This is a genomic window from Pseudorhodoferax sp. Leaf265 (assembly GCF_001422365.1).
Classification (GTDB): Bacteria; Pseudomonadota; Gammaproteobacteria; order Burkholderiales; family Burkholderiaceae_C; genus Pseudorhodoferax.
Genome location: NZ_LMMT01000001.1, coordinates 163,603 through 176,677, shown reverse-complemented (window position 1 = coordinate 176,677; position 13,075 = coordinate 163,603). Strand labels below are relative to the sequence as shown.

Annotated in this window: 14 protein-coding genes; 2 read left to right on the top strand and 12 right to left on the bottom strand. The window is 71.7% G+C overall.

Going from position 1 to position 13,075, the window contains the following annotated elements:
• Window positions 1-2: 2 nt before the first annotated feature.
• Window positions 3-368, bottom strand: coding sequence for an STAS domain-containing protein (locus ASF45_RS00855; protein ID WP_056655445.1), 366 nt, complete (start codon window positions 366-368; stop codon window positions 3-5).
• Window positions 369-378: 10 nt separating this feature from the next.
• Complete coding sequence (locus ASF45_RS00850) at window positions 379-1,281, bottom strand: protoglobin domain-containing protein (RefSeq protein ID WP_200932090.1); 903 nt, start codon at window positions 1,279-1,281, stop codon at window positions 379-381.
• A gap of 135 nt (window positions 1,282-1,416) precedes the next feature.
• Between ASF45_RS00850 and ASF45_RS00845 the strand changes: the two genes are divergently transcribed.
• Window positions 1,417-2,337, top strand: coding sequence for a LysR family transcriptional regulator (locus ASF45_RS00845; RefSeq protein WP_056655439.1), 921 nt, complete (start codon window positions 1,417-1,419; stop codon window positions 2,335-2,337).
• 13 nt (window positions 2,338-2,350) lie between these two features.
• Here ASF45_RS00845 and ASF45_RS00840 read toward each other — a convergent pair whose 3' ends face one another.
• The 9 genes from ASF45_RS00840 to ASF45_RS00800 all read right to left on the bottom strand — a co-directional run bounded on the left by ASF45_RS00840 (window position 2,351) and on the right by ASF45_RS00800 (window position 11,924).
• On the bottom strand, window positions 2,351-3,709 hold the full coding sequence (locus ASF45_RS00840; protein ID WP_056655436.1) for an NADPH cytochrome P450 oxidoreductase family protein: 1,359 nt from the start codon (window positions 3,707-3,709) through the stop codon (window positions 2,351-2,353).
• Between the two features lie 73 nt (window positions 3,710-3,782).
• The gene (locus tag ASF45_RS00835) at window positions 3,783-4,787 is read right to left on the bottom strand and encodes an FAD:protein FMN transferase (RefSeq protein ID WP_056655433.1); all 1,005 of its coding nucleotides are present in this window, start codon (window positions 4,785-4,787) and stop codon (window positions 3,783-3,785) included.
• The gene (locus ASF45_RS00830; protein WP_056655430.1) at window positions 4,780-5,385 is read right to left on the bottom strand and encodes a PepSY-associated TM helix domain-containing protein; all 606 of its coding nucleotides are present in this window, start codon (window positions 5,383-5,385) and stop codon (window positions 4,780-4,782) included. Before ASF45_RS00830 ends, ASF45_RS00835 begins: the two co-directional genes overlap by 8 nt.
• On the bottom strand, window positions 5,385-6,524 hold the full coding sequence (locus ASF45_RS00825) for a YncE family protein (protein ID WP_056655426.1): 1,140 nt from the start codon (window positions 6,522-6,524) through the stop codon (window positions 5,385-5,387). Before ASF45_RS00825 ends, ASF45_RS00830 begins: the two co-directional genes overlap by 1 nt.
• 23 nt (window positions 6,525-6,547) lie before the next feature.
• Entirely contained in the window at window positions 6,548-7,081 is a 534-nt protein-coding gene (locus ASF45_RS00820) for a DUF2271 domain-containing protein (protein WP_056655423.1), read from the bottom strand.
• Window positions 7,082-7,091: 10 nt separating this feature from the next.
• Window positions 7,092-7,616: a hypothetical protein gene (locus ASF45_RS00815; protein ID WP_056655420.1), complete on the bottom strand. Its 525-nt coding sequence runs from the start codon at window positions 7,614-7,616 to the stop codon at window positions 7,092-7,094.
• Between the two features lie 24 nt (window positions 7,617-7,640).
• Window positions 7,641-10,280, bottom strand: coding sequence for a TonB-dependent receptor (locus tag ASF45_RS00810; RefSeq protein WP_056655417.1), 2,640 nt, complete (start codon window positions 10,278-10,280; stop codon window positions 7,641-7,643).
• A 113-nt stretch (window positions 10,281-10,393) separates the two neighbouring features.
• On the bottom strand, window positions 10,394-11,380 hold the full coding sequence (locus tag ASF45_RS00805) for a FecR domain-containing protein (RefSeq protein WP_235580776.1): 987 nt from the start codon (window positions 11,378-11,380) through the stop codon (window positions 10,394-10,396).
• 19 nt (window positions 11,381-11,399) lie between these two features.
• Complete coding sequence (locus ASF45_RS00800; protein ID WP_056655415.1) at window positions 11,400-11,924, bottom strand: sigma-70 family RNA polymerase sigma factor; 525 nt, start codon at window positions 11,922-11,924, stop codon at window positions 11,400-11,402.
• 170 nt (window positions 11,925-12,094) lie between these two features.
• Between ASF45_RS00800 and ASF45_RS00795 the strand changes: the two genes are divergently transcribed.
• Window positions 12,095-12,547 (top strand): DUF2214 family protein, encoded by a 453-nt coding sequence (locus ASF45_RS00795; protein WP_056655412.1) that lies wholly within the window; start codon window positions 12,095-12,097, stop codon window positions 12,545-12,547.
• 46 nt (window positions 12,548-12,593) lie between these two features.
• On the opposite strand, the gene ASF45_RS00790 is transcribed toward ASF45_RS00795, so the two are convergent.
• Window positions 12,594-13,022 (bottom strand): PsiF family protein, encoded by a 429-nt coding sequence (locus ASF45_RS00790; RefSeq protein WP_056655409.1) that lies wholly within the window; start codon window positions 13,020-13,022, stop codon window positions 12,594-12,596.
• Window positions 13,023-13,075 lie beyond the last annotated feature (53 nt).

Sequence of the window (13,075 nt, the reverse complement as noted above, 5' to 3'; positions counted from 1 at the left end):
GCTCAGTCCCCGGTCTTCAGGGCCAGGCCCTGCGCCACGTCGCAGGCGCCGGGCACGGCCGAGAGGTCGGCGTCCAGCGCCGCCAGCGCGGCCACGGTCCCCGGACGCATGCCCACCAGCACGGTGCTGGCGCCCAGCAGCTTGAGCATGCTGGCCGTGGTGACGAGGTGGGCGTACTCGTGCTCGTCCAGCGTGACCAGGCCCGACAGGTCCAGCAGCACGCGCGTGGCCCGGCTGTGCACCACGCGGCGCGCCAGGTCTTCGCGCAGCCATTCCAGCAGCTGCGGGTGCGGGTCGATCTGCAGCGAGGCGAACACGACCTTGCCGATCATCGAGACCGGGACGCGCGTCTCCTCGACCGGATCCATGGCGGGGCGCTCAGGTGCGCGAGATTTCGGTCACGGTGCGGCCGATGACCCGGAACGCGCGCTCCAGCGCATCGTGCAGCGTGGCCGAGGTGGAGATCTCGCTCACGTCGAAGCCCAGGTTCACCATGGTCTGGGCGATCTCGGGCGAGATGCCCGAGACCAGCGAGGTGCAGCCCATGAGGCCGGTGGACTTGGTGATCTTGATCAGGTGGTTGGCCACGCCCGAATCGACCACGGCCACGCCCGAGATGTCCATGATGAAGACCTTGGCGCGGGTCTGGCTGATGCGCTTGAGCACGGTCAGCATCAGGTCCTGCGCGCGGCGCGAATCGATGATGCCGACCACGGGCAGCATCAGGATGTCTTCCCAGATCTGCGTGACCGGCGTGGACATCTCCAGCAGCGCCTGGCTCTGCTTGGCGATGCGCTCGTTGATCAGGCGCGAATAGGTGTCGGCCACGATCGTGATGTCGAAGTGCATCAGCTTGGTGAACGCCTGCAGCGCCACCAGGTAGTCGGCGTTGCTGAGCTGGCCGTCGTACAGCGTCTTGGTCAGCAGCACGAACGAGTAGTTCATGGCCGCGAAGTAGCTTGGCAGCGACAGCCCGATGCGCGCGTGCGTGGCGCCCACGTGGCGGCGCTCGGCCACGTAGCGGTCGTCCACCTCGGCGGCGAAGGTGCGGCGCCAGTACTGCAGCTGTTCAGCACGCGCGTGGGCCGTGATCTCCGGGCTCGTGAAGACGATCTGGTACTCGGGCAGGTCGGCGATCCAGCGGTAGAAGAGCTCGCCGTACTCGTTGAGCCGGGGCAGCACGCAGGCACCCAGCTTGCGCACCGCCGCGAGGTCTTCGGACACCAGATCGTGCATCTGGAGCAAGCCGTCCACCGTCATGTCGCGAATGTCTGTCTGCACGTTCGACCTCTGCAGGAATGGAATCGTTGTTGCAGATTAACACATAATTTCAATGGAAATATGTTCGATTTAAGGTGCAAATGATGCGCCAGACGCACGGATTCGGTCGCGCGCAGCGCCTTCGATAATCCGGCGATGGACAGACTGAAACAGCTGGAGTCCTTCGTCTCCGTGGCCACGCGCGGCAGCCTGACGGCGGCGGCCAAGGCCGAGGGCGTGGCACCGGCCGTCATGGGACGCCGGCTCGATGCGCTGGAAGGGCGGCTGGGCGTGCGCCTGCTGGTGCGCACCACGCGGCGCATCACGCTGACCTACGAGGGCACGGCCTTCCTGGAGGATTGCCAGCGCCTGCTGGTCGAACTGGCCAATGCCGAGGCCAGCGTGGGCGCCGGCGGTGTCAAGGCCAGCGGCCACCTGCGCGTGACGGCGCCGGCCGGCTTCGGCCGCCGCCATGTGGCGCCCCTGGTGCCGCGCTTCCACGAGTTGCACCCTGAGGTGACGATCTCGCTGAACCTCAGCGACCGCCTGGTCGACCTGACCGGCGAGAGCTTCGACTGCGCCGTGCGCGTGGGCGACCTGCCCGACTCCTCGCTGGTGAGCCTGCGGCTGGCCGACAACCGGCGCCGCTGCGTGGCGACCAAGGAGTTCCTGCGCCGCCACGGCACGCCGCGCCATCCTTCGGACCTGCCGCGCTTCGCCTGCCTGACCCTGTCCAGCGACGCCTCGCAGACGCGCGGCTGGGCCTTCGCGATGCCAGGGGCGGGCGGCACGCACGAGGTGGTGCACCTCAAGCCCGGCGGCCCGCTGGATTGCTCGGACGGCCAGGTGCTGCACGACTGGTGCCTGGCCGGCTACGGCATCGCCTGGCGCAGCACCTGGGAGGTGGAGGCCGAGATCGCCGCCGGCCTGCTGGTGCCCGTGCTCGACGAATTCGCCGCGCCGCCCAACGGCATCTACGCCGTGTTCCCGCAGCGCAAGCACCTGCCGCTGCGGGTGCGGTTGTGGCTGGACTTCCTGAAGGCGCAGTACGGGCGGCCCGGGTTCTGGGGCATGTGACGGGGGCGAGGCTTCAGTACACGTCACGCCGGTAGCGCCCGTCCGCTGCCAGCTGCGCCAGCGCGGCATCGCCCAGCAGCGCGCGCAGGGCTGCGTCCACGCCCTGCGCCATGCCGTCGCGCTGGCCGCAGACGTAGATGGCCGCGCCGCGCGCCACCCAGTCGCGCAGCAGGGCGCCGTGCAGGCCCAGCAGGTCCTGCACGTAGCGCGCCGGCGCATCGGCGTCGCGCGAGAAGGCGCGGTCCAGCCGCTGCAGCACGCCGCTGGCCAGCCAGGCCTGCAGCGCCCCATCGCACAGCGCGTCGCAGCGGCGCGTGCGCTCGCCGAACAGCAGCCAGGCCGGGCCGATGGCCCGGCTGGCCTGCTGCGCGCGTTCGCGTTCCTTGAGGTGCACGGCCAGGCCGGCCAGGCCCGTGCCGCTGCCGACCAGCACCAGCGGCGTGGCCGCGTCGGGGCCATGGAAGCCGCTGTTGCGGCGGATCTGCACGCGGACCGCGCCGCCGATGGCCAGGCCATGGCCCAGCCAGCCCGAGCCCAGGCCGCGCTGGCCGTCGGCCCGCCGGGCTTCGCGCACGAGCAGCTGGATCTGTTCTTCGTGCGGCAGCGAGGCCAGCGTGTAGTCGCGCCAGGCGGCGGTCTGGCCGGGCACGTGGATGCGGGCGATGTCGCCGGCCTGCCAGTGCGGGGCCGGGTCCAGCGGCTGCAGCACGATGCGGTGGATCGGCGCGCCAGGGCTGCCGGGGTTGAGCACGCTGCGCTGCGCAAGCGCCCAGCGCTGGGTGGCCGACGCGGTGGCTGCGATGCCCAGGCTGCAGCCCGTGAACCGCGCGACGGCCTGCCCCCAGCTGGTCAGCGCGGCAGCGTTGCCGCCATCGGCCTCGACGCGCGCGAAGGCCGGCGTGGCGCCCGCGGCGCGCAGCCAGGCGTCGAGCTCGCGGCCGAAGCGGCAAAAGTCGGCGTAGCTGCTGTCGCCCAGCGCCAGCAGACCGTACTGCAACCGCTGCAGCCGGCGCGTGCCTTGCATCACGCGCGTGACGAAGGCGCCCGCGTTGTCGGGTGCGTCGCCCGCGCCCGTGGTGCTGGCGATGAACAGCATGCGTTCGGCCGCGGCGAGGTCTTCGGCGCGGATGCGCTGCAGCGGCCGGGCCTGGGCCGGGCAGCCGTGCGCAGCCAGCGTGCGGGCGAGGTCTTCGGCCAGCTGCGCGCCGAAGCCGCTCTGGCTGGCGTGGGCGATCAGCAGTGGCGCCTCGTCCGGCAGGACCCGCGTGCTGCGCCAGGCCCGCCACTGCCGGCGCAGCGGCCGGAGCAGCAGGCACAGCCAGGCGCTGCAGGCCAGGAAGGCCCAGGCCCAGCGTGCCGGGTCGGCCGTCACTGGAACCCCCTTCGGCCTGCGGCCTGTCCCCCCGAGGGGGAGCGAGCCTGCTTTGGGCGGCCCGGCGCTGCGCTCATGCGCCGCTCTCCAGCATGGCGGCCATGGCGCTGCTCATGCGCTGCTGCAGCCCGTCGTCGCTGCGCTGCGTGACCAGTACAGCCAGGCCTTGCCGCTCGGCCCGGGCCAACGCCTCGGCTGGCGCCAGCACGGTCAGTGCCGTGGCCTGCGCGTCGGCCTGCGCCGCATCGGCATGCAGCACGGTGACGGCCGCGGTGCCATGCGCCACAGGCCAACCGGTGCGGCCATCGATGGTGTGGGCATAGCGCCGGCCGCCGTGCACGAAGTGGCGCTGGGCGTCGCCCGAGGTGGCCACGGCCATGTCGACCAGCGCGAGCAGGCTGCGCGGGCCGTCTTCCAGTGCCACCCACCAGGGCTGCAGGTCGGGCTTGAGGCCGCGCGCCTTGAGCTCGCCACCGATCTCCACGAGGTGGGCGCGCGCGCCCTCGCGCTCGAGTCGGGCCGAGACCCGGTCCACGGCCCAGCCCTTGGCGATGCCGCTGAAATCCAGCCGCAGGCCGGCCGGCTTGTGCAGCGTGCGCTGCGCGGCATCGGCCCGCACGCGCTGCCAGCCGCTGGCCTGCAGCGCGGTGGCGATCTCGTTCTGGGTGGGCAGCGGGGCGTGCGCGGGGCGTGGCCCACCGGGGCCGAAGCCCCACAGGTCCACCAGCGCACCGAGCGTGGGATCGACCGCGCCGCCGCTGGCCTCGGCCCAGGCCAGGCTGTCGGCCACCAGCGCCCAGCACGCGGGCGAGAAGCGCCAGCGGCCGGCCGGTGCGGCGTTGCAGCGGGCCACCTCGCTGTGCGCGTGCCAGGTGCTGAACAGCGCGATCGCGTGGTCGAGCTCGCGCACGGTGGCGGCGTGCAGGTGCGCGGCGCCCACACCCGGGGGCGCATAGGCCTGTACCGACCAGTGCGTGCCCATGCTGGTGCCGGCCAGGCGGTGCAAGGGCCAGCCCGGTGCGGGAACGGCTGGCAGGCCTGCATCGGTCTCGGCCGGCAAGAAGACGGTCTCAGCCATGCACGAACAGCAGCGCAATCAGCACCGGGGCCAGCAGGCTCAGCCCGGCCAGCGGCCAGGTGAACGGGCGGGCACGCCCATGCATCCAGAGCAGCGCGAAGCCCGTCAGCGTGAACACGATGCAGCTGGCCGCCATGCCATCGATGAACCAGGACCAGACCCGGCCCGCGTGGCGGCCCTTGTGCAGGTCGTTGAAGTAGGCCACCCAGCCGCGGCTGGTGACGGTGTAGCTGGCGCTGGCCGTGGCGCGGTCCAGGCGCAGCGCGCCTTCGCCGCCGGGGCGGGGCACGGTGACGAAGACCTCGTCGGCATCGACCTCGGCCGCGAGCTCGGCGATATCGATGGCGAAGGCCTCGGCGGCCCAGCGCGCCAGGGCCGGCGGCACCGGCTGGTCGCCGCCATCGGGCAGCGTCTGCAGCGCGGCCTGCAGCCGCGCTGGCACTGCGGCCTGGCGCTCCTCCTGGCTGGGCCTGGCCGACAGACTGCCCGCGTGGTTGAGCGTGAGGCCCGTCACGGCGAACAGCAGCATGCCGGCCAGGCTCAGCGCGGCGGAGATCCAGTGCCAGCTGTGCAGCTGGCGCAGCCAGAACGCGCGCATCAGAGCCCTATGCGCACCACGCTCTCATGGCTGCCCTTGGCGTCGTTGCGGCCGTTCTTGACGGTCACGTAGAGCACGTTGTTGCGGCCGTCCAGCGCCAGGCTGTTCGGGTGCGAGGGCAGAGCGATGGTCTGCAGCAGCTTCTGGCTGGCGGTGTCGAACACGCTGATGCTGCCGCCGCCGCGGTTGGTCACGTACAGGCGCTGGCGGGGGGCGTCCAGCAGCGGCGCGATCGGGCCCTCGCCGGTGGGCAGGCTGGCCGTGATGCGCGCCGTGGCCGCATCGAGCACGACGACGCGGTTGCCCGGCGTGGGCACGAAGCCGGGCTCGGCCTTCTGGCGGCGTTCGCTGATGCTGGCCAGGCCCTGGTCGGTGCCGTACAGGCGCTTGGCCTGCGCGTCATAGGCCAGGTTCAGGACCTGGTCGGCGCCCGGAGTGTGGCGCTTGGCGATGGCCAGGGTGCGCGTGTCGATCTCGACCAGGCCGCCGCGCAGGTTGGAGACGAACAGGCGGTTGTCGGCGGCGTCCAGCGCGATGCCGGTGGCCACGGCGCCCAGGCCCGGAACGACCTTCTCCAGCGCCAGCGTGCGCGTGTTCATCACGTACAGCGCGCTGCCGTCAGAGGAGAGGCCCGGCGCGTACAGGCGGCCGTTGGCCGGGTCGAGCACGAGCTCGCGCAAGTGGTGCGGGAACTTCTGCTTGCCGTCCGCGCCCTGGACCTTGTCCATCAGCGCCACGGTCTTGACGACCTGGTTGCTGGCGGTGTCGACCACGGTGACCGAGCCCTCGGTGGTGTTGCCCACGTAGAGCCGGTGGGCCGTGTCGTCCAGCACCACGCCGAAGCCGCGCAGCGGCAGCGCGATCTCGGCCTGCACGGCCAGCGTCCTGGGGTCCAGGCGCAGCACCTTGCTCGGGCCGGCGCCATCGCCGAAGCCGCCCGAGGAGGCCACGAACACGGCGTTCTGGCGGGCCGAGTAGGCCAGTTCGTAGAGCGAGGGCGCAACGGCCGCGCGCCGGATCTGCGCGGCCTGCACGGCCTGGTAGGGCGCGTTCTGCGTGGCGACCGGTGCCTGGGTGCCACAGGCCGTGATGGTGGCGGCGGCCAGCACGGCCAGCGAGAAGGAGAGGATGGATTTCATGGCGGATGTTCCTGGTGTGGTGTTCAAGGCGCGACGCTCAGATGGACGGCGCCGAGTTCCTTGTTGCCTCGGGCATCGGCGCTCTGCACGCCACCGCCCCATGCGAAGGGCAGGCGCAGCAGTTCGCGACCACCCTTTTCGCGTGCAACCTCGATGGCCAGCTGGTAGTTGCCGGCCGGCAGGCCGGCCAGCGCGCCGCCGGTGTCGCGGAACTGCAGGGTGTGGGTGCCGGCCGGGCGCGTCGCGCCGCTGACGCCGTCGGCCGGCAGCGCGAGCTGCTCGCCCGTCACGCGCCACCAGCTGCGCAGGTGGCGCAGCCAGCCGCGGCCGCCGTTGTCGCGCAGCCGCGTGTCGTACCAGACGGCCAGTGTGCCGACCACGGCCTTGTCCTCGCCGGCCTTCTCCACCCAGGCGGCCAGGTAGGGGCGGTAGTAGGCGGCGGTGTCGATCGCCGGCAGCGTGAGCTGCAGCGTCAGCGAGGCCGCGGCCGCGGGGCCTGCGGCCAGTGCCAGGCTGGCGCCGGCGAGCCAGGCGTTGCGCGGAGTTGCGGGTGCCATGGCTTGGGGCTCAGTCGTTGTCGGCACGTGGCCCGCGCGCGCGCTGCGGGTCGGCCTTGGAGACGACGCCGTCGCCGTTGGTGTCCAGGCCCGTGAAGGTCTTGTCGGCAATCGCCTGGTCTTCGGCCCAGGTGAACTTGCCGTCGCGCGCGCGGTTGACGATGCCGAAGCGCGTGTGCGCCTGCTTGATGTTGTTCACGTAGGCGGTATCGGGCTGGCGGCCGGTGTCGAAGTACTGGCGCTTGAGGCGGCCTTCGAACTCGGCCACGTACTCGGCCTCGCTGAGCCAGCCGTCGCCGTTGGTGTCGGCGGCCTGGAAGCGCTGCAGGCGGATGGCGTCGAACTCGGCGCGCGTGACCTGGCCGTCGCGGTTGGCGTCGTAGCTGCCCAGGAAGGCGTCCAGGCCATGGCCGCCCGCGGGCCGTGCCGGCTGGTTCTGGGCCGTGGCAGCTGCCTTGGGTGCGCCGCCGGCGCAGGCCGACAGCAGGACGGCGGCGGCCAGGGCCGCGAGCAGGGAGGTGGTGTGCTGGTGCATGGGGGTTCTCGGGTGGGGGGGAAATCAGAAATCCACGTTCAGGCTGACCGCGTAGGTGCGGCCCGGCGCGCTGGACACTTCGATCTGCTGGCGGTCGCGCGGGTTGGCCGGTTGCAGGCTGCGGGTGTTCGCGTACGACCAGTAGCGCTTGTCGGTCAGGTTGAAGATGCCGGCGTGCAGGCGCACGTTCTTGTTGACGCGCCAGTAGCCGGCGATATCGAAGCGTGCGAAGCCGGGCACCCGGAACAGCGTGACTGTCGAATCCGTCAGCTCGGCACCGGGGTCGTTGCTGAAGGACTGGCGGTTGGTGGCGATGGCCTGCTTGCCGCGCACGAAGGTGCCCGTGAGGTTCAGGCCCCAGGCTTTCTGGGCCGCGTCGTAGCCCACGCCCACGATGGCCTTGCCTGGCTGCACGGTGTCCAGGTCCACATCCTCGTCACCCGCGTAGTTGGACTTGGAACTGCCCTTGCTGTAGCCCAGCGCCCAGGTGCTGTACAGGCCGCGCGCGGCCGGCGTCCAGGTGCCGTGGTCCAGCCGCACGCTGATCTCGGTGCCGTAGATGTGGGCTTCGTCGCGGTTGGCCGCCTGGTACAGGATGGACAGGCTGTCCTGGATGTTGACGAACTTCTCGGGGTTGTTGGCGCGCGTGTAGCGCGTGTAGGAAATGAAGTTCTTGTACTGGGTGTAGAAGACCGAGCCGGCGAAGGTCACGCCCGGCACCGGCGCGCCCTTCAGGCCGATGTCGAAGGCGTTGCTGGTCTCTTCCTTGAGGTTGCGGTCGCCCAGCAGCGCGTAGCTGCCGCCGCCGCTGTTCCAGTAGCCGAAGATCTCGCTGTTGGTGGGCGCGCGGCCGCTGCGCTTCCATTGCACATAGGCGGTCAGGTCGGGCCGTACGTCGTAGAGCAGCGCCAGGCTGGGGCTGACGATGGTGGTCGCCGGGGCCTTGCCGTACATCTCTTCCAGCTCTTCCTGCGTGACGCGGTCGTTGTTGAAGCGGCCCGTGTTGCGGATGCTGGGGTCGATGCGGTCCACGCGCAGGCCCGGCACCAGGGCCAGGCGGCGGCCGCCGACCTGGAAGTCGATGGTGTCCTGGACGAAGGCGCCCATGCGCACGGTGCGCGTGTCGGGAAAGGGCTGGCCGGCCGCGCCGGCGGACGCTGGCTCGGTGGTGAACGGGTGCTCGTTCTCGTTGACCGCGTAGTTCACCCCGAACTTGAGCGCGTGGTTGGCGATGCGCTTGTCGGCCACGCTGGAGAAACCGATCTGGTGCGTGGTGTTCTGCGAGGTCTCGCGGACCAGCGCGCCGGTGGCCAGCGCCACCGTGTCGGTCACGTCGTCCATGTCGGTGTCCTGCACGTACAGCCGGGTGTCGAGCCGGTCGACCAGGCCGCCCGCGCCAGGGGTCCAGAGGTGGGAGGCGGACACGGTGTCGCGCTTGGTACGGGCATCCTGCGCCGACCTGCCGGTGATGGCGGTGCCATTGGTGTCCCAGCTGTCGAAGCGGGAGTCGTTCTGCCGGCGGTACAGGTCGGCCGACAGCTCCAGCCGGTGCGCGGGGTTCAGGCGCAACTGGCCCTTGAGCAGCAGCGCGTCGGAATGCCAGTCCTCCGGCGCCACGCGGACCATGTCCGTGGTGGGATGGTTCTCGGACTGCCGGCCGTCGCGCCGCGAGTAGGCCAGCAGCACGCCCAGCTCGCCGCGCTGGCCGGCCAGGGTCACACCCTCGGCCCAGGAACGGTCGACCTCGCCGTAGCCGATGCGCGCGCCGGCGTAGAACGGCTTCTCGGCGTTGACGTAGTCCTCGGGCGACTTGCTGCGAAAGCTCACGGCGCCGCCGATGCCGCCGGCCGAGCGTTGCGAGTTGGTGGTGCCGGACTGGATGTCGATCGACGAGTAGAGGTAGGGGTCGATGAAGTCGCGCCCCATGCCGAAGGTGCCGTCCTCGGAGCGGGCGGTCAGCGGTGCGCGGCTGATGGCGTCGGGCATCTCGATGCCGTCCACGTCCAGGCCGACGCGGTTGCCCTCGACGCCGCGGATGTTGTAGTTGGTGGTGCCGCTGCGGTCGTAGCGGCTGGCGCCGCGCGTGGCGCCTTGCACGGTGCTGGGCACGTCCACGAGCGGTTGGTAGCGCACCACGTCGGCGATGCTGGCCGCGCCCGTGCGTTCCACGTCCTCCTCGCTCAGGATGGTGCGCGTGCCGGCCTCCTGGCGCACGGCCTCGGCCGTGACCTTGACCTCGGGCAGCGCGGTACCGGTGGTGGACGTGCTGGCGGCCGACGTGGCCGCTGCGGGCGCGGCGGCGGCGCCGGCCTGGCGCAGCACCCAGATGCCGCGGCTGCTCTCCTGCGCTTGCAGGCCGCTGCCGGCCAGCAGGCGCGCGAAACCCTCGCGCACCCCGAAGCGGCCGTCCAGGCCGGGGGTCCGGCGGCCGGCCACCAAGGTGGCGTCCAGCTGCACCGACACGCCCGCGCTCGCGGCGAACTGGGTCAGTGCGTCGCCGAGCGGGCCGGCGGGCACGCTGTGGGCGGCAACCGCAGTGGCGTCCTGGGCGTGGACGGTGGGCAGGCCGGCCGTGGCCAGGGCCATGGCCAGCAGGGCCTGGCGGGCGGCCTGCGCGAGCGGGGAGGCCAGGGGGCGCGCGGGCGCGCGGAGTTGTCGGTGCATGCGGGCTTTCCTTTGAACGGCGTGCGTGGCTGGCTCCGCACGGCGCGGGAAAGCTGGCTTTGGAGGTCATGACACGCGAGACGGAAAAAGGGGCCACCGCGTGCAAAAGGGATTCAGCCGCTCGGCGGCGCCGATCGGGCAGAGATCGCGACCCACCAGCGCGTGCGCCAGACCACCCGCACGGGCAGCGTGTGCGGCAGCGCGGCGAGGATGGCGTCGGTGTCGTCGAGGCGGAACACGCCGCTGATGCGCAGCGTGGCCACCTCGGGCGCGCAGCGCAGCAGGCCGGGCCGGTGGCGGCCGAGTTCGGCCGCGAAGTCCGCCAGCGGCTGGTCGCGGGCGAACAGCAGGCCACGCGTCCAGGCGGCCTGCTGCGGGTCGGTCGGCGCGGCGGGTTGCACGCCGGTCGCGTCGAAGCGCAGCTGCTGGCCGGCCTGGACCCGCGTGGGCTGCTGGCCATGGGCCTGGGCAGCCTGCACCTCGACGGCGCTCTGCTGCACGGCCACCAGCGTGCCGGCTTCGTCATCACGCTGGCGCACGACGAAGCACGTGCCCAGTGCGCGGATGCGGCCGTGGCGCGTGTCGACGACGAAGGGGCGCTGCTGCGCGTCCGGCACGGTCTCGATCTGCACCTCGCCCTGGCGCAGCAGCACGCGGCGCAGGCCGCCCTGGAAGTCGAGCGCGATGGCGCTGGCCGTGTTCAGGTGCAGGCGCGTGCCGTCGGGCAGCACGGTGCTGCGGCGCTCGCCGGTGGCGGTGCGTTGCGCCGTCGTCCAGCCCGCGGTCTCGGGGCTGGCGCTGCGCCAGGCCAGGTAGCCGGCGGGCACGGCGGGTGCCAGTGCGGCCAGGCTGCGCAGCGCGGTGCGGCGCCCGCCCCGAGATCGCGGGCGGTCCAGCACCTGCAGGCCCACGGCGGGCGGCAGCGTGCCGAGCGCGGCCTGCAGCCGCTCGGCGCGCTGCCAGGCGAGCTCGTGCAGCGGATCGGCACGGCGCCACTGCGCGCAGGCCTCGCGCTGGGCGGCCGTGGCCTCGCCCGCATGCAGGCAGGCCAGCCACTGCGCCGCCATGCGCAGCACGGCGCGCGGCAATGGCGTGTTCACGGGGGCGGCCCGGCGGTGCTCAGGCCACCTGCATCAGGCATTCTTCGAAGGCCTGCGCCATGTGGCGCTTGACGGTGCGCAGCGCGATGCCCATGCGCTCGGCGATCTGCGCGTAGCCGAGGCCTTCGAGTTGCGCCAGCAGGAACACCGTGCGCGTCCTGGGCGGCAAGGCATCGAGCAGCGCATCGACTTCGTTCAGCGTCTGCAGGATGCTCAGCCGCTCCTCGGGCGAGGCGGCGAACACCGCGGGCTGCGTGGCCAGCGCCGCCAGCCAGGCCTGCTCCAGCGACAGGCGGCGGTAGTGGTTGAGCAGCACCCGGCCCGCCACCGTGGTCAGGTAGGCGCGCGGCTCGCGCAGCGCGTGGAGGGCCAGTTCCTGGGCGCGGTTGGCCGTGAGGATGCGCACGAAGGTGTCCTGCGCAAGATCGGCCGCATGGTGGGCATCGCCCAGCTTGCGCCGCAGCCAACCGTGCAGCCAGCCGTGGTGCTCGCTGTACAGCGTGTGGATCGATTGCTGGTGGAGGCTGGGCTGGGCCGCGGACACGAAAGCTCCGTTCGGCGAGGCACGGCGTGCCCCGCATCTAAACAAGAATTGTTCGCATCTTGCATCGGTAACAACGGCGCCGGATGGGCGGCGTGGGGTTGTGCGGGGTGCATCTGCCGGGCGGCTGCGACAATGTTGTCGCCGTCGTACAACGAATCCGGGCCGCGCCGATGATCCTCGAAACCGTTCTCGCCTATGTGCACTGGGTCGCCATCTTCACGATGGTGGTGTTTTTGTCCAGCGAGGCCGCACTGTGCCGCGTGGAGTGGATGAACGCGCGCGTGGTGGAGCGGCTGGCGCGGGTGGACATGCTCTACGGCATCGCCTCGGTGGCGGTGCTGCTGACGGGCCTGGCGCGCACGCTGTGGGGGGCGAAGGGCATGGGCTGGTACTGGTCCAACCCGCTGCTGCATGCCAAGGTGACGCTGTTCGTGGTGATCGGACTGATGTCGATCAAGCCCACGCTGACCTACCTGCGCTGGCGGCGCCAGCTGCGCGCCACGGGCGCCCTGCCGTCCGACGAGGAGGTGCGCCGCACGCGCAAGACGGTGATGGTGCAGGCCCACCTGATCCCGCTGGTGGCGCTGCTGGCGGTGTTCTTCGCGCGCGGCTTCGGCAAGTAGACGCGAAAACGGCCCCGTGAGGGGCCGCTGTGGTGCGGGGCCGGAATCAGGCCTTGTTGCAGTCCGACAGGTACTTGTTGCGCTCCTCGCCCTTGAGGCCCTTGGCCGCCGCTTCCTTGCTGCAGGCACCGAGCTTGGAGCCGGGCTTGTCCGGTGCGGCGGCGGCCGTCAGGCCCTTGTTGCAGTCCGACAGGTACTTGTTGCGCTCGTCGCCCTTGAGGCCCTTGGCCGCCGCTTCCTTGCTGCAGGCGCCCAGCTTGGAGCCGCTCTTGGCCTCGGCGGCCGGCGCGGCCGTCAGGCCCTTGTTGCAGTCCGACAGGAACTTGTTGCGCTCATCGCCCTTGAGGCCCTTGGCGGCGGCCTCCTTGCTGCAGGCGCCGAGCTTGGAGCCGGGCTTGGCGTCGTCGGCGGCATGGGCGCTGCCCAGCGACAGGGCGAACGCCGCGGCCAGGATGAAAGAGGCGGTTTTCAACATGGAATGTCCTTCGAATGCGTTGAACAGAGGCTGGCCCGGCACAGGAGCCGGCC